We start from the raw sequence: 18,875 nt of genomic DNA, 5'->3' as shown, positions 1-18,875 counted from the left end.
TCGGATCGGCTTAAGCAACCAAATCCTACGTCATTTCAACGGCTTGCGCCACGTCCACCAACCCCCATGAATTTGGTTAGGTTGATGCGGCGTGCCGCCGCCGCGAGGCCGCGCTCGCTCAGCAGCGCGTCGAGAACGACGAGAAGATTCAGATCGAGCCCTTTGAAACGCATGTCTTAGCTATCCATAGCGTGGATGAATTTGATTGAAACAAACGATTTTACCAATTTTCCGGAATGTCGCATGGACTTGGCAGGACCTCACGTGCGCCGATCACTGCCTCTATCGCGTGGCGAGTCCCTTGAGAAGAGCCCGAAAGAGGAAATCTGTCGCGTGCGGTGGAGATTGTACTGGGAATGAGAGGCAGCGCTCCGATCATGTCGAACTCTCCGACGAATGGCGGACCGGTACAATAGTTGATCGCAATGGTCCGGAGCTATGAAACATCTCGATTACATATGAGGTGCCGAGTGAATACGCTGACAGCACCCACCGTCGCAGCGTTTAGCTGACGTTTGACGACGGTTCCTATCCATTTACACGCAGATTCTTGATGTGCTGGCGCAAAAGCGGGAGGCCGGCGACTTTTCTTCGTCATCGGGCTGACGCCGCAGAAGCCGGAACTCGTCCGGTTCCTATGGGCATTGGGCTTGGTCGGTCGCACAGGCTCTATGAGGGGCAATTTTGGCAACGCGACGCGACTCGGGTTTTGAACGACGCCGAAAACGCAAGCTGGAAAGGAACAAGATGGCAGATCAACTCGCCAACGAAATAATCGCCATGATCAAGAAGCGCGCCGCGTCGGAGGGCGGCATAGCGCCTGCCACAGGCGGCGAGATAACGGCTGCCACGGGACTGACTTCGCTCGGTATCGATTCACTGGGATTGGCGGACGTTCTCTGGGACCTGGAGCAGGCTTACGGCATCGAGATCGAGATGAATACGGCCGAGGCATGGTCGGATCTCCAGAATGTTGGGGACATGGTGGAAGCCGTGCGCAGCTTGCTCGCTAAGGGGGTGTGAATGGACAGGCGCGTCGTGATTACTGGGATTGGCGGGATTTGCGGGCTTGGGACCAACGCCGCCGCCATTTGGAGAGAGATGCGAGAAGGCCGCTCCGCCATCGGCCCAATCGTCAACTCCGAGCTCCATGAATTGAGGGTCAGGATCGGTGCCGAGATCAAGGCGCTGCCGGAGCATGACATCGACGGCAAGCAACTCATCTCCATGGACCGCTTCAGCCTGCTCGCTGTGCTTGCGGCGCGCGAAGCCATGCGTCAGGCCGGACTTTCCTCCAAAGAGGGAAATAGCTATCGCTTCGGTGCGACGGTGGGCGTTGGCGGCTGCGGGTGGGATGCGATCGAGCAAACCTACCGCGCCACCCTTCTGGGCGGTAAGCGTGCCGCTCTCTTGACTGTACCCAAGGCGATGCCGGGTGCCGCTGCCGGCCAGGTCAGCATGAGTCTCGGCCTGCGCGGGCCGGTCTTCGGCGTCACGTCCGCCTGTTCCTCGGCAAACCATGCGATTGCCTGCGCGGTGGACCAGATCAGGCTCGGCCGGGCCGACGTGATGCTTGCCGGCGGCAGCGAAGCGCCGCTCATATGGGGTGTGCTGAAGGCATGGGAAGCGATCCGCGTGCTTTCGCCCGATACTTGCCGGCCATTCTCGGCCGATCGCCAGGGCCTGTCGCTTGGTGAAGGCGCCGGCATGGCGGTGCTGGAAAGCTACGAGCATGCCCTGGCTCGGGGCGCCACCATCCTTGCCGAAATTGCCGGTGCCGGCCTTTCCGCCGATGCGTCCGACATCGTCGCGCCGACTGTCGAGGGGCCGGAGGCAGCAATGCGGGCCTGCCTTGCCGATGCCAGGCTGGACGCCGAGGATGTCGACTATCTCAACGCGCACGGCACCGGCACCAAGGCCAACGACCAGATCGAGACGGCGGCGATCAAGCGCGTCTTCGGTCAGCACGCCTTCTCAATGTCCATTTCTTCTACCAAGTCCATGCACGCGCATTGCCTCGGCGCGTCCGGCGCGCTCGAGTTGATCGCCTGCGTGATGGCTATCCGCGAGAGCGTCGTGCCGCCGACTGCCAATTATCGTGAGCTGGACCCCGATTGCGATCTCGACGTCACGCCCAATGTGGCACGCGAGCGCAAGGTGCGCGTGGCACTGAGCAACTCCTTCGCCTTTGGCGGCACGAACGCGGTTCTGGCGTTCAGGCAGGTGTAGAAGCCATGAGAGATGCCTCCGGCAACATTATCTCTCGCATCCAGATGCTTGCCGGATAACTATTGTGAAGGGCGGGTCATTGACCGCCTCGGCGAATGCGGGAAGTGGCAGCGGAAGCTCGACGATCCGGGGGTATCGTCTTTGCGAAATTCTTAACTGTTGAAGCGGCTTGGACGTACCGCCGCCCCGTAAAAGGTAAGCGAGGCCCTGCGGGCTCGGCTTGAGGGTCTGAAGCTGTACACGACAATGTCTGGAAGCCGCAGGCTCGGCTCTGCGCCCGTTATAGTCGCCTGAGTGCTGCCGGCGCGGCCGCGCCGCGGGCGCCGTCAACGAACTCCTTGAACCTGCGACCTTGCCTGTCTTGGCCAACGCTTCGAAGCGCGCCGTCGTGCTGGCCTCCAGATCCGCGACATGCTTGCGCAGGGTCGTGGTGGGCGCGAGGCCAAAGATGAAGTCGACGTCGTTGGCGCGGCACCAGTCGATGACCTGCGGGTTGCAATAATGGTTATCGCCGCGGAGCAGGATTCGAATGTTCGGCCAGTTGATCCGGATCGCCCGCACCAGACGGCGCAGGTGGGGGCGGATCTCAGCCCCACTCGGCCGCTTGGCCGGTCGCAGGATCGCGCTGACGAACCGTCCCGCACCATCGAACACGACGNTCGGCTGGAAGCCGTACTCGTCATGGTGGGCATTGAACAGGCGAAGCTGTTGGCCTCCGTGCACAGCGTCGAAGGTGTCGTCAATGTCGAGTACGATCCGCTTCGGCACCTGCCGGAACGAGGCGCAATAGAGATCGACCATCGCCCGTCCCATCGCGACCAGCTCCCGCACGCCGGGTAGGTTCTCCAGCCGGCACAGCGTCGATTGCGACGCCAGATCCCGACCCGACGGCAGCGCATCCTGGGCCATCTTGAAGACCGGATCGCGGCGCAGCCGGTTGGCGTCGTTACCGTCCTCGTAGCCGGCGGCGATCATCTTCATGCGAAAGCCGATCATGTCCGCCAGGCTGTGGACGACCTGGTCCGGGCAGCGCGGATCGTCGATGCAACGCGCCAGACGGTCGGCCACCCGCAACCGCTTTTCCACCTCGGCCAAGGCCAGAACGCCGCTGTTGGACGACAGCATGCCGCCGTCGAAACGGGCGACGACGGACTTGCCGCCGACTGATGACAAACCGCTCAGCGGCAGCGCAAGATCGTTCATGGTGGGTGTGGTCTCCGGGAAATGGTTCGGATCGGCTTAAGCAACCAAATCCTACGTCATTTCAACGNCGTTCATGGTGGGTGTGGTCTCCGGGAAATGGTTCGGATCGGCTTAAGCAACCAAATCCTACGTCATTTCAACGATCAGATCCCGAGCAGCCAGCCAGTATTCGACCGTCGCTGGCGCCTCCGCCCACTGAGGCCTTGTGCTTCCTCCAGCGAATCAAGCCGATCACCATGCGTGTCGCCAGTTCTGGTGCTCACCCACGTGCCATTTGCGATCTTGTGTCGGTGAGAGCACCGCAAGCACCTCCCCTGCTAGAGGGCAAGGCGGCTTGCGTCGCCCGTGTTGTTACTATTCTTCGCTGTGGTCGGAGTTTTTTTCCTTGGCTTCGGAATCGGGACATTCGGCTTTGCAAAAAATAGGCCATCGTGGTCGATCGTCACGCCCCCGAGTTCGGCGGCACGATGGGACGACAACGGCAGCGCAAGCTCCATTTGCGCGAGGGGCTCGTCCCTTCAAATACTTGATGCATTTGCGCTTTGCGTACCTCCGTGCATGTTGCTCGATGCCAGGCGGAGACCTCTGTCTAAACGATCGCGCATCGATGCAACGCCCACGCGTAGATCGCCATCATCGCGGCGATCGCTTTGCCGCGATCGCCGCAGCCGTTTTCGAGCACGACAATCATGCCGGCGCTGTCGGCAGCGATGCGCATGCAAAAATTCACAGATGCATTCTGGCCAAATGCTAGCTGCCCAGCAAATGTCCGGCATTTCGCAAGGCCCCTAGGAAGAGACTGGCATGGCCGTTGGCATCGATCTTGGCCTGCATCGACAGGGGCATGCTGTGCCAGTTCTCCAAGGGCGCAATGAAATGTGAGAACGTACCGTTGACGATGCAATGGTGGGTAACAAGGCCCTGTCTGTCCAACGCCAGCACGCCGATCTGGTCGCCCTGATATCGGATGGCTGCGACCCGCTGGACCCCCGCATCACCGTCGACCCGCACGTCGAAAAGCAGGATGCCGCGGCTCCTGGTGGCTACCTCGGCGGCCTTTTCAGCGAAGCTTAAGGAGAGCGAGCGGACGCTTTCGACCGCCAGCTGTAAAACCATCAAATCCAGTTCATCCACTGCCATAAGGTACCTGCGCGCAACACATGGGTGATAGCAATCGACCACACCGCTTGTTCACAGATGTCGGCTCACGACCGATCATTCAGGTTGTTGCCGGACGTCCATTGACCGAGGGAGTGCTCCGGTTCGAACCGATNGTCGGCTCACGACCGATCATTCAGGTTGTTGCCGGACGTCCATTGACCGAGGGAGTGCTCCGGTTCGAACCGATCCTGAAGCGGAATGCGCTGGATCTACGGAACCCGAGGAGCAGGCCAGCCAAAGTTGCCGCGACAATTGATGTCGTGATCATTCCAGACATCTGCATCGGCGTCGCTGAACATCCCACTGGTAAGTCCGTTGTTTGCGGCAAGCCCATCCTTGGGCCGTCTAGTACCTGAAACCCTCGCGGTGGCGTCCCTCGAAGCTCGGGACCGCCGGGCGCTTGATCGTCGAGAACTTTGTTTACGAAGGTCCGGACCTCCTGCAGAGCTTATTCTGGTGCGCTCGCCTTTGAGCATTCCGCTGAAGCGTGACGTTTCGCTAGTCAGTGTTCCTTGCAGGCTCACCGCGAGGGCGCCTTGCACACAGCTGCACGTCAGCGCATGAAACTCGTCCCCCGTTCACTTCACAAAATGGATTTCCTGAAGTACTGGGAGCGCAGAGAAATCTCCGGTCGCAGCCTACCCGGTTAAAACAAGGACCCAAAAATGAAGACTCTCGTCGTCTGCTCCGGCGGATTGGACTCCGTTACCCTTGCTCACAAGGTGGCAGCGGAGCACGAACTCGCCGGCCTCCTATCTTTCGATTACGGCCAACGGCATAGGAAGGAATTGGGCTTCGCCGCCCTTTGCGCGGAGCGACTGAGCGTCCCGCACCGCATCATCGACATCCACGAGATCGGCGGCGGCCTTTCCGGCTCCGCGCTGACCGATAATGTGGACGTGCCCGACGGGCACTACGCCGAAGACACGATGAAGGTCACGGTGGTGCCGAACCGGAACGCCATCATGTTGGCCATTGCCTTCGGCTTCGCCGCAGCGCACGGCGCTGAGGCGGTGGCGACGGCCGTGCATGGTGGGGATCATTTCATTTATCCCGACTGCCGTCCGGCCTTCATCGACGCTTTCCAGATGATGCAGGACCACGCGCTCGACGGCTACGCGGAGATTCGCATTTATGCACCCTATGTGAATCTCACGAAGGCGGACATTGTTAGGAATGGAGCAGCATACGGCACGCCGTTTGCGCAGACCTGGTCCTGCTACAAGGGCGCCGAGCGTCACTGCGGGAGGTGCGGGACCTGCGTCGAGCGGCGCGAGGCGTTTCATCTCTCTGGGCAGCCGGACCCCACCGACTACGAGGACTCCGACTTCTGGCTCGATGCGCTGCGAAGGAGGACCGCGTAATGTTCCGCATCACCAAGGAATTCCACTTCTCAGCCTCGCATCAGCTCACCTCGTTGCCACCCGATCACCAATGCGCGCGCCTGCACGGGCATAACTACATCGTTGAAGTGGAGCTTTCAGCGAATGGACTGAACGACAACGGCTTCGTGCGCGACTATCACGATTTGGCGCCATTCAAACGCTACATCGACGAGAGCTTCGACCACCGACATCTCAACGACGTGCTGGGACATGAGCAAGTCACGGCGGAATATCTGGCCAGACATTTTTATGAATGGTGCAAGGCACGCCTGCGCGAAACCTCGGCCGTGCGGGTGAGCGAAACGCCGAAAACCTGGGCGGAATACCGGCCATGACCGATACGCATCCCGCAATCCGCGTGAGTGAGATTTTCGGGCCGACGATCCAGGGCGAGGGCGTGCTCATCGGTTTGCCCACGGTCTTCGTCAGAACCGGCGGGTGTGACTATCGCTGTTCCTGGTGCGACAGCCTGCATGCGGTGGACAATCAATTCCGGCATGAATGGGAGATGATGTCCATTGGCGCGGTGTGGCAAAACGTGCTTGCGCTTTCCGGTGGCCGCCCGCTGATGGTATCGCTGTCAGGCGGCAATCCGGCCATCCAGCCGCTCGGCGCGCTCATCGAGCGAGGCCATGGTGAAGGTTACCGCTTTGCGCTGGAAACCCAAGGTTCGGTGGCCAGGGACTGGTTTGCCGACCTTGACGTGCTAGTCCTCAGCCCAAAGCCGCCGTCAAGCCAAATGACGACCGATTGGGCCGCTTTCGAGGCGTGCCTCCAGGCGGCACAAGGCAGGCCGCAAGTCGTGCTCAAGCTCATTGTTTTCGACGAAAGGGACTACGCCTACGCGAAAGACGCCGCTGCGAGATTTCCGCGACTTCCGATCTATCTGCAACCCGGCAATCACACGCCGCCACGCCCCGCAAATGAAGACGCTCCTGTCGACCTTGACGGAATATTGAAGCGCATGGAGTGGCTGGTTGATGCCGTGACCCGCGACAGGTGGTTCGAAGCCCGTGTGCTGCCGCAGCTGCACGTTATGCTCTGGGGTAACAAGAGAGCCGTCTAGCCTAGGCCCGCTTTTCACTGAAACTGCGCCGGCGGATATTCGGGTGGACGGGTTGTCCCACGCTTGACGGCGCTGCCGGGGTGCTTGCGGACTTTCTGCCACCGGCACCAAGAGCGTGGCCAGCCGCTTACGACTCGGAATGTTGCCGAGGCTCGGTTTCGACGGGCGTCGGCCTGGCGCGAACCAATCAAAGGTTAGCGCGAGCCACGGGTGGATAGTGTGGTGGTGCGATGCGGCGGCGCCTGCTGCAGCTGGCACGGTCCTTGCGGATTCTTGTTGCAAGGCCGAAGGGAGCTGTCGGCCGACAACCATGATCTGGCCAGGACGATTGTCGACTGCTTCCGATACAGAAAAGAGGCCGGACTCGACGTGGCGCTTCAGGGACTGCGAAATGGAATACGGCGCCGGAAGGCACGACCGGACGATATCGTCGCTATACCAAGACGCGTCTGGTCCGCTCCGAATCCTGTCTCGACACGACGGTCGCCGATCAACAGTGAAAAATGTAGCGCAATCGGTTCACGATCGACTGAGAACCATGACCGTTCCTCTGCGGTGCTCAGACTGCCGCTGAGTGCCTGGCCGTTCCACTTTCGAAATATTTGTCGAACTTTGCCGCGATGCTCCTGACAAAGGGCCGGCTTTCCGCAGGCACGACGAAGCGGTCACCATCAAGTTCAAGCAACCGCGCAGGATCTTGGAGGGCCGTGGAACTCGCCTTGAGGAGAAGTCTTTGGCCGGCTTCGCCAAAGCGCTCCACCAGCTCAATCGCCGAGAAGGCGAAGTCACACATCAATCGCTCGATGATCCAGCCGCGAACACGGTCGTCGTCGGAAAGCGCGATACCCCGAACAGCGGCCAGCCCGCCATCAGCAACCATGCGTCCATACTCGGCGGTCGAAGGCATATTCTGTGCATAGCCCTGGCGAAACTGGCTGATGGACGATGGGCCAAGGCCGATCAAGGTCTCGTAGCAGTCCTCGGTGTAGCCTTGGAAGTTCCGGTGCAAAGTCCCGGCGCGTGCCGCAAGCGCCAGCGCATCGCCCGGCTTGGCGAAATGATCGAGCCCGATTGCTTCGTATCCCTGGTCCATGATCGCCCGCGCTGCCAATTGCGATTGGGCAAACCGCTCCGCCGGACCCGGCAACCAGGCCTTGTCGATCATCGTCTGATGTTTCTTGAACCACGGCACATGGGCGTAGCCAAAAAGCGCGATCCGATCCGGTTCCAGGGTCAGTGCCTGCGCGACGGTGGAGGAGACACTCTCCCTGGTCTGGTGCGGCAAGCCATAGAGCAGGTCCAGATTGACCGATTCGACGCCGCGCGAACGAACGCCATCAACAACCGTCTTGGTCTGCAAAAAGCTCTGCTCGCGGTTGATCGCTTTCTGCACCTTCGGGTCGAAATCCTGGACGCCGAGGCTCGCCCTTGTCATGCCGATTTCGGTAAGTGCATCGAGGCGGGCGTCGTCCATATCGTTGGGTTCGATCTCGACGCTGATCTTTGCACCGGGGAAAAATGTGAAGCTGTTGCGCAGGACGGTTCCCAGCGCCACCAGATCCTCCGGTTTGAGCATCGTTGGCGAACCGCCGCCGAAATGGACGGCACGCACGCGGCCCTTGCCTGCGACAAGACTGGCGACGGTGGCGATCTCGGCATGCAGTGAGCGAAGATACGTGCTCACCGGTTCGTAGTGGCGTGTCTGCTTGGTATGGCAGGCACAGAACCAGCAAAGCTTGTCGCAATAGGGAATATGCAGGTAAAGCGATATCTCGTCACCACCTTGGAGCGCCTCCAACCAGCCTCGGTAAACGACGGCATCGACCCCCGCATGGAAATGCGGCGCGGTCGGATAACTGGTATAGCGCGGGACGTTCTCGCCAAGTCTGGCAGCTAGCTCCAGTCGCATGTCGTGGTCCACCGTGTTTGCGTCGCCGGAACTGTGGATGCTTGGATGAGCCTAAGCCCTGATTTCGATCAACCTTCAGCACGGACAAACTGCCGCAAGGATTTTTCTACCGTCGATTGCTATCCTGCCCGCACTGGACCGGTAGAGCGATCGAATGACATTACGGCAGGACATTCACAGTTCCGGCATTCCCGTTCTTTGCCTGTCTTGCGAGGCACGGCACCGCGGTGTCTGTGGTGCGCTCGAACCAGACCATTTGGCTCAGCTCGCCAAGACGTCGTCGCGGCACAATATCGAGCCGGGGGTCGAACTGATCGGCGACGCCGAGGCGGTCGACTGTTATTCAAACGTGCTTTCAGGCGTGGTGAAGCTCACGAAGAGCCTTTCGGACGGCCGCCAGCAGATCGTCGGTCTCCAGTTCGCGCCGGATTTTCTGGGACGGCCCTTCAAGATGAAAAGCGCGATCAATGCGGAAGCGGCAACAGCTGTCTCGCTATGCTCGTTTCCGAGAGCGGCCATCGAACGGATGATGAAGGAATCACCGGAATTTGTGCATCGCCTGCTCAAGCAGGCGCTGAACGAACTCGACGAGGCACGCGAATGGATGGTGACTCTGGGGCGCAAGACCGCACCGGAGAAGGTGGCGAGCTTTCTCCTCATGATCGCCCGGAACATCGGTTCCAGTGTTGACCCAGCGGCCAGGTCGGCGTGCTTCGAGCTGCCGATGACGCGTGCCGACATCTCTGACTTCCTTGGAATTACAAACGAGACCGTGAGCCGTCAGCTGACCAGCCTGAGAATGGACGGCGTCATCCGGATCGAGAACAACCGCCGTGTCACCGTGGACAGCATGAGCCGGCTGGAACGGCGCTGCGGCGGCCGAGGCGCAACCGCCGTTTGAATGACACCGAAGCTGCATGGCCTACGTCACTTACTTCGTTCGGGGCAGGGCATGCTCGCGTTGCGCTTAGAAGAAGTCGCATAGCGACAGCCCGCTCTCCATCCGATCGCCTGAGCCAGGTGCGTTTCGGCCAACTCGTCGGCGAAGTATCCATCCTCGAGGTGCTCGACGTGCAACCGGCTGTTCCAGGCAGGATTGCATTCGGCCGAAGTCAATACGCCTCATACGCAGGGGAAAATCGCCGTCTGCCCGAACCATGAATGTCACGAAGGCAGCGCAACGCTGGCGTTGGCTGTCCCAAGGCATTGGAACGATCGACGTTCGGCAAGGCATCGGCCATACTCTCCAGCGTCGCAGACGCGCGCTTCCTCACCCGTCCGCAATCGCCTCCACTCCGGCCCGGCCCGGGGACGCCGGACCTGTCCATAAGCGTGGCGGCCGGTGCTGCGTTTCCTCGTCGATCGCCACAGTCTGATCGCACCGAACTCGATGCTGCTCGAAACAAAATCGTGCGGCTCTGACATGGATCAGGGCGAGCAGGCCACGGCTGCGCAATTAAGGCACCGCGGTTTGGTGTCCGCCGGAATTGGAAATCGGGACTTGCGATGAAATTCGGCAAAGAGATCGTCCTTCTAAGCCTGTTCGCATTCGCGGCTTTGGTGGCCGCCGGCTTCGGCGTAGATGAACCTTTTCGCCAGCATATGTGGGTTTTGTTCTTCGCCGTGGCTGGCTTCACTGCGATTCTGTTGCGCAACACGGAGTTCAAGCCGGCAGTTCCGATCGACCCCGCCGCTTACATGGATGGGCCGATCCGCTACGGTGCCATCGCCACCGTATTCTGGGGCGTCGTCGGCATGCTGGTCGGGGTGGTCATCGCCCTGCAGCTTGCCTATCCGGATCTCAACGTCGAGCCCTGGTTCAATTTCGGCCGCCTGCGGCCCCTGCACACGTCGGGCGTCGTTTTTGCCTTCGGCGGCAATGCGCTGCTTTGCACATCCTTGTATGTCGTACAGCGAACCTGCCGCGCGCGGCTGTTCGGCGGCGATCTCGCCTGGTTCGTGTTCTGGGGCTATCAGCTCTTCATCGTCATGGCCGCGACCGGCTACCTGCTTGGCATCACTGAGAGCCGTGAATACGCCGAACCCGAATGGTATGTGGACTTGTGGCTAACCATCGTCTGGGTCGCTTATCTTCTGCTGTTCCTCGGCACCATCCTGAAGCGGAAGGAACCGCACATCTACGTCGCCAACTGGTTTTACCTCTCCTTCATCGTGACCATCGCGATGCTGCATGTGATCAACAACCTGTCGATGCCGGTCTCCTTGCTGGGCGCCAAGAGCTATTCAGCCTTCTCCGGCGTACAGGATGCCCTGACGCAATGGTGGTATGGCCACAATGCCGTCGGCTTCTTCCTCACCGCCGGCTTCCTCGGCATGATGTATTATTTCGTGCCCAAGCAGGCGAACCGGCCGGTCTATTCCTACCGCCTCTCTATCATCCACTTCTGGGCGCTGATCTTTCTCTACATCTGGGCTGGTCCCCACCATCTCCACTACACGGCCCTGCCCGATTGGGCGCAGACGCTCGGAATGGTGTTCTCGATCATGCTCTGGATGCCGTCATGGGGCGGCATGATCAACGGCCTGATGACGCTGTCCGGCGCCTGGGACAAGCTTCGCACCGATCCCATCATCCGCATGATGGTGATGGCCGTCGCCTTCTACGGCATGTCGACCTTCGAAGGCCCGATGATGGCGATCAAGACGGTCAACTCGCTCTCGCACTACACTGACTGGACCATTGGCCACGTCCATTCCGGCGCACTCGGCTGGGTCGGCATGATATCGTTCGGCGCGATCTATTACATGGTGCCGAAGCTTTGGAACCGTGAACGGCTTTATTCTATGCGGCTGGTGACCTGGCACTTCTGGCTGGCGACACTCGGCATCGTCGTCTACGCCGCTGTCATGTGGGTGTCCGGCATCATGCAGGGCCTGATGTGGCGCGAGTACGACGAGCAGAGCTTCCTCGTCTATTCCTTCGCCGAGACCGTCGCCGCCATGCACCCTTACTACATCATGCGTGCCATCGGCGGCGCGATGTATCTGTCGGGCGCCCTCATCATGGCCTGGAACATCGCCATGACCATCCTGGGCTACCAGCGCGAGGAGGATCCGATGCCGCGCTCCATCCCCGCCCTCCGGTCTGTACGATCAGGAGCCAGCAAATGGGCCTGATGGACAAACACAAGGTTATCGAGAAGAACGCTACACTTCTTCTCCTCGGGTCCCTGCTGGTCGTAACAATCGGCGGCATCGTCGAGATCGCGCCGCTCTTCTATCTCGACAACACCATCGAGAAGGTCGAAGGCATGCGGCCCTACTCGCCGCTTGAGCTCGCCGGACGCAACATCTATGTGCGTGAGGGCTGCTACCTCTGCCACAGCCAGATGATCAGGCCGTTCCGCGATGAGGTCGAGCGCTACGGCCACTACAGCCTGGCGGCCGAGTCGATGTACGATCACCCGTTCCAATGGGGATCGAAGCGAACCGGACCGGATCTGGCCCGCGTCGGCGACCGTTACTCGAACACCTGGCATGTGCAGCATTTGTCCGACCCGCGCTCCGTGGTGCCGGAATCGATCATGCCGAGCTACGGCTTCCTCAAGGACACGCCGATCGAGGTGAAGGACTTCTCGACGCACCTCGTCGCGAACAGGCGGGTCGGCGTTCCCTATTCAGACGAGATGATCGCTCATGCCAATGCCGATCTGATGGCGCAGGCCGACCCGAATGCCGATAGTTCGGGCCTCGAGGCTCGCTATCCGAAGGCCAAGACCGGAGATTCCGACGGCGATCCGCAGCAGGTCACCGAAATGGATGCCCTGGTCGCCTATCTCCAGATGCTCGGCACGCTGGTCGATTTCAAGAACTACGATGAGGCCGCCGGCTACCGCTGAGGAGAATGGCGATGACGTACAATTTCATGCGGGAGTTTGCCGACAGCTGGGGCCTGCTTGCCATGGCGCTTCTCTTCGTCGGATGCGTTGCCTTTGCACTTCGTCCCGGCAGCCGCAGGCACGCCGACAAAGCCGCTCAAATTCCTCTCAAGGACGACTGATCATGAGCCGCGAGCATATCGACAAGGTTTCGGGCATCCCGACGACCGGCCATGAGTGGGACGGCATCAAGGAACTCAACAACCCGCTTCCGCGCTGGTGGGTCATCACCTTCCACATCACCATTGCCTGGGCGATCGGCTACACCGTCGCCTATCCGGCATGGCCAGTGCTGACTTCCGCGACCAAGGGTGTGCTGGGGTATTCGAGCCGCAACGACGTCAAGGATGAACTGGCGGCCGCCGAAGCGGCCAAGGGCAACTATGTCGCTGCCATTCAGGCGAAGCCCGTCTCCGAGATTACTGCCGACGACGCATTGCGCGAATTCGCCGTTGCGGCTGGCGCAGCCACGTTCAAGGTCAATTGCGTGCAGTGCCATGGCTCGGGCGCTCAAGGGTCCAAGGGTTTTCCCAATCTCAACGACGACGATTGGCTGTGGGGTGGCAAGGCCGAACAGATCCAGCAGACTATTGCGCACGGCATCCGCTTCGCATCAGACCCGGATACGCGCGTGTCGGAAATGCCTGCTTTTGGGGACATCATCACGACGGATCAGATCAAGCAGGTCGGCGCCTATGTCGCCAGCCTCTCCGGTCCTGTTCAAGACACAAGCCTGATCGAACCCGGCGCTAATGTTTTCGCCGAGAATTGTGCCGGCTGTCATGGTGAGAATGCAAAGGGCAACAAGGAGTTCGGCGCACCCGACTTGACTGACGCGATCTGGCTCTATGGACCGGGCGAGACGGCTATTGCTGCGCAGGTTCGCGCGCCGAAGCACGGCGTCATGCCGGCATGGATCGGGCGTCTCGGCGAGATCAAGGTCAAGGAACTCGCGGTCTATGTCCATTCGCTTGGCGGCGGAGAATAGGAAGGCAAGCCTATTCTCGTCCTCCCCCCACCGCCATGCGACGAGGCCCGGCGCGAGCCGGGCCTCGACATCAAAGGCCAAGGAACGAGCAGTCTAAGTGCATTCGCTTGGCGGTGGCGAATAGGAACGGAAGCCTATTCTCCTCCCCCCTCGCCAAGCGACGAGGCCCGGCGCAAGCCGGGCCTCGACATCGGATGCGTCGGGCTTCCGGCGAAATCGTCGCTGGTGACTGGAGCTTCTCGTGCTTGATAACACGCAAATAGAACGGCTCGAAGCCGATGCGGTCAACTCCGCCAACACCCGTCAGCCGCTCTATGCCGCACGCAAGAAGATATTCCCTAAGCGGGCCTCTGGCAGCTTCCGCCGCTTCAAGTGGTCGGTGATGGCAATCACGCTGGGGATCTACTACCTGACGCCCTGGCTGCGGTGGGATCGCGGGCCATTTGCCCCGGACCAGGCCGTGCTGGTCGATCTTGCCAATCGCCGCTTCTACTTCTTCGTCATCGAGATCTGGCCGCAGGAATTCTACTATGTGGCCGGCCTGCTGGTCATGGCCGGTATCGGCCTTTTCCTGATCACATCCACCGTCGGCCGGGCCTGGTGCGGCTATACGTGCCCGCAGACCGTATGGGTCGATCTGTTTCTGGTCGTCGAGCGAGCCATCGAGGGCGACCGCAACGCGCGCATGAAGCTCGATGCCGGGCCCTGGACTGCGCGCAAACTCGTGCTGCGAACATCGAGACACGCCATTTGGCTGGTCACAGGCGCGGCGAGCGGCGGCGCCTGGATCTTCTATTTCGCCGATGCGCCGACGCTGGTCGTCGAGGTCATCAAGGGCTCCGCCGCGCCCGTGGCCTATGTCACCATCGCCGTGCTGACGGCGACCACCTACACGTTCGGCGGACTGATGCGCGAGCAGGTCTGCACCTATATGTGCCCCTGGCCGCGCATCCAGGCAGCCATGCTCGACGAAAACTCGCTCACGGTGACTTACAACGGCTGGCGCGGCGAACCGCGTTCGCGTCATGCCAAGAAGGTGCTGGCCGCGGGGCAACCGGTCGGGGACTGCGTCGATTGCAATTCCTGCGTGGCGGTCTGCCCGATGGGGATCGACATTCGCGACGGCCAGCAGCTCGAATGCATCACCTGCGCGCTCTGCATCGATGCCTGCGACAGCGTCATGGACAAACTGGGCAGGAAACATGGGCTGGTCTCCTATGCGACATTGTCCGACTACAACGCCAACATGGCTATCGCCACAGCGGGCGGCTCGCGCGCGGTGGACCCCTCGCTGGTGCGAACCGCCGATGACTCCTTCTCTGACAGGCTGGCGCATTTCCACATCCGCAAGATCTTCCGCCCGCGCACCTTCTTCTATCTNCGATGACTCCTTCTCTGACAGGCTGGCGCATTTCCACATCCGCAAGATCTTCCGCCCGCGCACCTTCTTCTATCTTGGCGCCTGGTCGGCGGTCGGGTTCGCGCTGCTTTATTCGCTGCTGACCCGCGAGCGGCTCGAGCTGAATGTCCTGCACGATCGCAACCCGCAATTCGTGACGCTCTCCGACGGTTCGATCCGCAACGGCTACACCGTCAAGCTGCTCAACATGATTCCCGAGCCCCGGGCGATCATTGTCACCTTGCAGGATCTGCCGGGTGCCGAGATGAGCGCGGTCGGTGTCGATCGTTCTCCTGCACGCTCCTTCACCACACTGGCCGATCCCGACCGGTTGAAGTCGCTGAAGGTTTTCGTGCGCCAACCGGCGGATCAGATCAAGGGAGTGACACAGAGCTTCAAGTTCCGGATCGAGGATGAAGCAGGCTTCGAGTCCGCCGAATACACGGCCACGTTCAATGCACCGGAGATCGCCAGATGAGTGCTCATTCGCAGAAATCCCGCGAATTCACCGGAAGGCACATGCTGTTCACCATCCTTGGCTTCTTCGGCGCGGTCATTGGCGTCAACGTGACCATGGCAACACTCGCCAATACGAGTTGGACCGGCCTTGTCGTCGAAAATACCTATGTGGCGAGCCAGCAATTCAACGAAAAAGCCGAGGAAGGGCGCGCGCAGGCAGCGCTTGGCTGGACCGGCAAGCTGACGATTGCTGGCGGCGAAGTCCGCTACAGCCTCGCTAATGCCGGCGGCAAGTCGGTTCCCTTGCATGGCGTGAACGTGTTGTTTCGCCATCCCGCTTACGAGAAAGAGGATGAGGCCGTCACGCTCGCCCTCGCCTCGGGTCAGGAGTTTGCAGTGCAGCACATGCCAAGGGATGGTGTCTGGATTGTCGAAATCGACGCCGATGCCGGTCTGGCAAGACCGTATCGCGACGTCCGCAGGATCATGATTTCCCAGGGAGCGCTGCAATGAGCTGCTGTGCGGCGGGCGCCGAAAAGGCGCTGGACCTGGACAAGGTCGTACTGGCCCTGCCTTCTAGCCAGGAAATCAGACTGGCGAGCCGCTCGATTGGCGATGATCTTCGCCAGACCGACCTTTCCGTGCCGGCCGTGCATTGTGCGGCCTGCATCCAGACGATTGAGACGGCGATCGGCAAGCTGGATCGCGTCGAAGGCGCTCGTGTCAATCTTTCGACGAAACGTGTTTCGGTCCGGTGGCGCGGCGACGAGGTTCCGCCATTCGTCGCCTCGCTGGGACGGATGGGTTATGAGGCGCACCTGTTCGATCCCGAGGCGGACGGTAGGGACAAGACGCTTTCTGAACTGATCCGCGCCGTTTCGGTCGCCGGCTTTGCGGCGGGCAACATCATGCTGCTTTCAGTTTCGGTCTGGTCCGGCGCAGAAGGCGCGACCCGCGATCTTTTCCATTGGGTCTCGGCGCTGATCGCCATTCCCGCGCTCGCCTTCTCAGGCGGCATCTATTTCCGCTCGGCCTGGAATGCGCTGCGCCATGGCCGCATGAACATGGACGTGCCGATCGCGGTCGGGGTATCGCTCGCTTACGCCATGAGCCTCTACGAGTCGATCAACCATGGCGACCACGCCTATTTCGACGCGTCGGTGTCGCTGCTGTTCTTTCTGCTGATCGGCCGCACGCTGGATCACGTCATGCGGGAACGGGCACGGACGGCCGTGAACGGACTGGCTCGGCTGGCGGCGCGCAGCACCATGGTGCTGCGCGAGGATGGTTCGCGCGACTACTTGCCGGTTGGCGAGATCGAACCAGGCATGCAGCTCTTGATCGCGGCCGGCGAGAGGGTTCCCGTCGACGGCCGGATCATTGGCGGGGCGTCCGATCTCGACTGCTCTCTAGTCTCGGGCGAGAGCACGCCCAGAAACGTGGCGCCAGGCGAACCCGTACAGGCCGGCGTACTCAACCTTACCGGTTCGCTGACCGTCGAGGCGACGGCCGCCGCGAAGGATTCCTTCCTGGCCGAAATGGTTCGGCTGATGGAGGCCGCCGAGGGCGGCCGCGCGCATTATCGCCGGATCGCCGACCGCGTTTCAGTGCTTTATGCCCCTGTGGTCCACCTGACCGCTTTTGTGACGTTTCTCGGCTGGATGGCGGCGACCGGCGACTGGCACGGGGCAATGACCATCGCCATCGCCGTCTTGATCATCACATGCCCGTGCGCGCTCGGTCTCGCCGTGCCGATCGTGCAGGTGGTCGCTGCGCGCCGGCTGTTCGAAAGCGGCGTCATGGTCAAGGACGGCTCCGCCATGGAGCGCCTGGCGGGGATCGACACGGCATTGTTCGACAAAACCGGCACGCTTACGCTCGGACTGCCCCGGCTGATCAATGCGCCGTCGATCGACCCGATAATGCTGGCCTTGACGGCCGACATGGCAGCGCATTCCCGCCATCCTTTTTCGAAGGCAATCGCTGGCCTTGCAGCCTTTGCCGGCCAGCCGAAACTCGCGTCCGTCAGCGAGCATCCGGGCTTCGGCATCGAAGCCACCGCCCAAGGCAGCACCTGGCGGCTGGGTCGCCGCGGATGGGCTGAGTGGAAAACCCGGACCGGCGGCGAAGGCGAACATGGCCATGGCGGAACGGTTCTGGCGAAAGACGGGACCATTGTCGCGTCCTTCGTTTTCGAGGATGCGTTGCGCGCCGACGCCAGGGCGGCCCTCGAACTCTTGAACAGCGCCGGCGTATCGGTGGAGATGCTGTCGGGCGACACAGAAGCGGCCTGCGGCGAAGTCGCGGAAGCACTGGGCATCGAGCGCTTTGTTCCCGCGTTGCTTCCCTCCGGCAAGGTAGAACAGATCGAAGCATTGACGCGAACCGGCCACAAGGTGCTGATGGTCGGCGATGGGCTCAATGACACGCCTGCGTTGGGCGCCGCACACGTTTCGATCGCTCCGGCCACGGCGGCGGATATCGGTCGCAACGCCGCGGATTTCGTGTTCCTGCGTGAAAGTCTTCTGGCGGTCCCGCTTGCTGTAGACGTTTCGCGGAAGGCTGGACGGCTGATCCGGCAGAACATCGCCATCGCGATCGCTTACAATGCCGTCGCCGTACCGATCGCCATTCTGGGACACGTTACGCCACTGATCGCGGCGGTCGCGATGTCCGCCTCGTCCCTCCTGGTCATCGGCAATGCGCTGCGCCTGCAAGGCTTCGTGTCAAGCGCATCGGCGCAAGATGCCCGGCATGACATTCAAGACGGCGCCACCCAATTGGAACAACTCCAATGACGACGCTCGCCTACCTCATACCCGTGGCCTTGCTTCTTGGCGCTCTTGGCCTCTGCGGCTTTCTGTGGGCCTTGAGGAGCGGTCAATACGAAGATCTCGATGGCGCCGCCGAGCGAATCCTGATCGACCGCGACGAACCGCGCAGCTGAACCAGATCGCTTTGCCGACGACTGCGCGGATGCCGGTCGTCGCCGACCGAGACCGTCTGGTCGCGATTGCTTTGGCGTCATGTCGATTCGGCGCGCGACGGGTGCGAAGAACGGATGAGCCAGAATGCGTTGCCGAACTTTCGGCTGGGAAAGGCCGCACCGAAGGGGAAGCCGCACGTTCCATGATGACCAGACCATGGCCAACATTTTCGTGGCGATCGACCCATCAC

At 61.2% G+C, this 18,875-nt stretch carries 16 protein-coding genes and 4 pseudogenes; 14 read left to right on the top strand and 6 right to left on the bottom strand.

Annotation, left to right across the window (positions count from 1 at the left end):
- Positions 1-71: 71 nt before the first annotated feature.
- Positions 72-173, bottom strand: a pseudogene (locus tag X760_RS76720) (LysR family transcriptional regulator); the annotation flags it as partial.
- Between the two features lie 574 nt (positions 174-747).
- On the opposite strand from X760_RS76720, the gene X760_RS68550 reads away from it, so the two are divergent.
- Together X760_RS68550 and X760_RS68545 are read left to right on the top strand one after the other, a co-directional pair.
- Complete coding sequence (locus tag X760_RS68550; RefSeq protein WP_023679611.1) at positions 748-1,023, top strand: acyl carrier protein; 276 nt, start codon at positions 748-750, stop codon at positions 1,021-1,023.
- On the top strand, positions 1,024-2,229 hold the full coding sequence (locus X760_RS68545; RefSeq protein WP_031194966.1) for a beta-ketoacyl-[acyl-carrier-protein] synthase family protein: 1,206 nt from the start codon (positions 1,024-1,026) through the stop codon (positions 2,227-2,229). It begins immediately after the preceding gene.
- On the opposite strand, the pseudogene X760_RS76715 reads toward X760_RS68545, so the two are convergent.
- From X760_RS76715 to X760_RS68535, 4 genes and pseudogenes are all read right to left on the bottom strand, one after another.
- Positions 2,216-2,383: pseudogene (locus X760_RS76715) on the bottom strand (LysR family transcriptional regulator); the annotation flags it as partial. The gene X760_RS68545 and the pseudogene X760_RS76715 sit on opposite strands and share 14 nt — an antisense overlap.
- A gap of 165 nt (positions 2,384-2,548) precedes the next feature.
- Positions 2,549-3,432, bottom strand: a pseudogene (locus X760_RS0139615) (IS1380 family transposase); the annotation flags it as partial.
- A 589-nt stretch (positions 3,433-4,021) separates the two neighbouring features.
- Positions 4,022-4,150, bottom strand: a complete 129-nt coding sequence (locus tag X760_RS78955; protein ID WP_023722056.1) for a hypothetical protein — start codon at positions 4,148-4,150, stop codon at positions 4,022-4,024.
- A 32-nt stretch (positions 4,151-4,182) separates the two neighbouring features.
- Positions 4,183-4,572, bottom strand: coding sequence for a hypothetical protein (locus X760_RS68535; RefSeq protein ID WP_023722055.1), 390 nt, complete (start codon positions 4,570-4,572; stop codon positions 4,183-4,185).
- A 686-nt stretch (positions 4,573-5,258) separates the two neighbouring features.
- On the opposite strand from X760_RS68535, the gene queC reads away from it, so the two are divergent.
- The 3 genes from queC to queE are packed head-to-tail and all read left to right on the top strand — an operon-like array spanning position 5,259 to position 7,044.
- Positions 5,259-5,957, top strand: coding sequence for a 7-cyano-7-deazaguanine synthase QueC (gene queC / locus X760_RS68530; RefSeq protein ID WP_031194962.1), 699 nt, complete (start codon positions 5,259-5,261; stop codon positions 5,955-5,957).
- A complete protein-coding gene (gene queD, locus X760_RS68525) occupies positions 5,957-6,313 on the top strand; it encodes a 6-carboxytetrahydropterin synthase QueD (RefSeq protein ID WP_023722053.1) in 357 nt (118 codons plus the stop codon). Before queC ends, queD begins: the two co-directional genes overlap by 1 nt.
- A complete protein-coding gene (queE, locus tag X760_RS68520) occupies positions 6,310-7,044 on the top strand; it encodes a 7-carboxy-7-deazaguanine synthase QueE (protein ID WP_023722052.1) in 735 nt (244 codons plus the stop codon). Before queD ends, queE begins: the two co-directional genes overlap by 4 nt.
- Before the next feature lie 559 nt (positions 7,045-7,603).
- On the opposite strand, the gene hemN is transcribed toward queE, so the two are convergent.
- Positions 7,604-8,953: an oxygen-independent coproporphyrinogen III oxidase gene (gene hemN / locus X760_RS68515; protein ID WP_023722051.1), complete on the bottom strand. Its 1,350-nt coding sequence runs from the start codon at positions 8,951-8,953 to the stop codon at positions 7,604-7,606.
- Positions 8,954-9,107: 154 nt separating this feature from the next.
- On the opposite strand from hemN, the gene X760_RS68510 reads away from it, so the two are divergent.
- The 9 genes and pseudogenes from X760_RS68510 to ccoS all read left to right on the top strand — a co-directional run bounded on the left by X760_RS68510 (position 9,108) and on the right by ccoS (position 18,645).
- On the top strand, positions 9,108-9,854 hold the full coding sequence (locus X760_RS68510) for a Crp/Fnr family transcriptional regulator (protein WP_031194961.1): 747 nt from the start codon (positions 9,108-9,110) through the stop codon (positions 9,852-9,854).
- 605 nt (positions 9,855-10,459) lie between these two features.
- Positions 10,460-12,091 carry a cytochrome-c oxidase, cbb3-type subunit I gene (ccoN, locus tag X760_RS68505; protein WP_023722048.1) on the top strand — a complete coding sequence of 544 codons (1,632 nt, stop codon included), beginning with the start codon at positions 10,460-10,462 and terminating at the stop codon, positions 12,089-12,091.
- Positions 12,082-12,813, top strand: a complete 732-nt coding sequence (gene ccoO / locus X760_RS68500; RefSeq protein ID WP_023722047.1) for a cytochrome-c oxidase, cbb3-type subunit II — start codon at positions 12,082-12,084, stop codon at positions 12,811-12,813. Before ccoN ends, ccoO begins: the two co-directional genes overlap by 10 nt.
- An 11-nt stretch (positions 12,814-12,824) precedes the next feature.
- A complete protein-coding gene (locus X760_RS68495; RefSeq protein WP_031194958.1) occupies positions 12,825-12,974 on the top strand; it encodes a cbb3-type cytochrome c oxidase subunit 3 in 150 nt (49 codons plus the stop codon).
- 2 nt (positions 12,975-12,976) lie between these two features.
- Positions 12,977-13,840: a cytochrome-c oxidase, cbb3-type subunit III gene (gene ccoP / locus X760_RS68490; RefSeq protein WP_023722045.1), complete on the top strand. Its 864-nt coding sequence runs from the start codon at positions 12,977-12,979 to the stop codon at positions 13,838-13,840.
- A gap of 241 nt (positions 13,841-14,081) precedes the next feature.
- A pseudogene (gene ccoG / locus X760_RS68485) lies at positions 14,082-15,717 on the top strand (cytochrome c oxidase accessory protein CcoG).
- Positions 15,714-16,211, top strand: coding sequence for a FixH family protein (locus X760_RS68480; protein WP_023722042.1), 498 nt, complete (start codon positions 15,714-15,716; stop codon positions 16,209-16,211). Before ccoG ends, X760_RS68480 begins: the two are co-directional and overlap by 4 nt.
- On the top strand, positions 16,208-18,496 hold the full coding sequence (locus X760_RS68475; protein ID WP_023722041.1) for a cation-translocating P-type ATPase: 2,289 nt from the start codon (positions 16,208-16,210) through the stop codon (positions 18,494-18,496). The genes X760_RS68480 and X760_RS68475 overlap by 4 nt, the downstream gene beginning before the upstream one ends.
- A complete protein-coding gene (ccoS, locus tag X760_RS68470) occupies positions 18,493-18,645 on the top strand; it encodes a cbb3-type cytochrome oxidase assembly protein CcoS (RefSeq protein ID WP_023722040.1) in 153 nt (50 codons plus the stop codon). Before X760_RS68475 ends, ccoS begins: the two co-directional genes overlap by 4 nt.
- Positions 18,646-18,875: the final 230 nt, after the last annotated feature.

It is taken from the genome of Mesorhizobium sp. LSHC420B00 (genome assembly GCF_000503055.1).
Classification (GTDB): Bacteria; Pseudomonadota; Alphaproteobacteria; order Rhizobiales; family Rhizobiaceae; genus Mesorhizobium.
Note: the sequence above shows the minus strand (reverse complement) of the source record. Positions and strands in the feature narration are given on the sequence as shown.

Bases quoted from the DNA above. Each gene is read 5' to 3' on its own strand.
- X760_RS68550 (WP_023679611.1), top strand. From the start codon at position 748: ATGGCAGATCAACTCGCCAACGAAATAATCGCCATGATCAAGAAGCGC.
- X760_RS68545 (WP_031194966.1), top strand. From the start codon at position 1,024: ATGGACAGGCGCGTCGTGATTACTGGGATTGGCGGGATTTGCGGGCTT.
- X760_RS78955 (WP_023722056.1), bottom strand. From the start codon at position 4,150: ATGCGCATCGCTGCCGACAGCGCCGGCATGATTGTCGTGCTCGAAAAC.
- X760_RS68535 (WP_023722055.1), bottom strand. From the start codon at position 4,572: ATGGCAGTGGATGAACTGGATTTGATGGTTTTACAGCTGGCGGTCGAA.
- queC (WP_031194962.1), top strand. From the start codon at position 5,259: ATGAAGACTCTCGTCGTCTGCTCCGGCGGATTGGACTCCGTTACCCTT.
- queD (WP_023722053.1), top strand. From the start codon at position 5,957: ATGTTCCGCATCACCAAGGAATTCCACTTCTCAGCCTCGCATCAGCTC.
- queE (WP_023722052.1), top strand. From the start codon at position 6,310: ATGACCGATACGCATCCCGCAATCCGCGTGAGTGAGATTTTCGGGCCG.
- hemN (WP_023722051.1), bottom strand. From the start codon at position 8,953: ATGCGACTGGAGCTAGCTGCCAGACTTGGCGAGAACGTCCCGCGCTAT.
- X760_RS68510 (WP_031194961.1), top strand. From the start codon at position 9,108: ATGACATTACGGCAGGACATTCACAGTTCCGGCATTCCCGTTCTTTGC.
- ccoN (WP_023722048.1), top strand. From the start codon at position 10,460: ATGAAATTCGGCAAAGAGATCGTCCTTCTAAGCCTGTTCGCATTCGCG.
- ccoO (WP_023722047.1), top strand. From the start codon at position 12,082: ATGGGCCTGATGGACAAACACAAGGTTATCGAGAAGAACGCTACACTT.
- X760_RS68495 (WP_031194958.1), top strand. From the start codon at position 12,825: ATGACGTACAATTTCATGCGGGAGTTTGCCGACAGCTGGGGCCTGCTT.
- ccoP (WP_023722045.1), top strand. From the start codon at position 12,977: ATGAGCCGCGAGCATATCGACAAGGTTTCGGGCATCCCGACGACCGGC.
- X760_RS68480 (WP_023722042.1), top strand. From the start codon at position 15,714: ATGAGTGCTCATTCGCAGAAATCCCGCGAATTCACCGGAAGGCACATG.
- X760_RS68475 (WP_023722041.1), top strand. From the start codon at position 16,208: ATGAGCTGCTGTGCGGCGGGCGCCGAAAAGGCGCTGGACCTGGACAAG.
- ccoS (WP_023722040.1), top strand. From the start codon at position 18,493: ATGACGACGCTCGCCTACCTCATACCCGTGGCCTTGCTTCTTGGCGCT.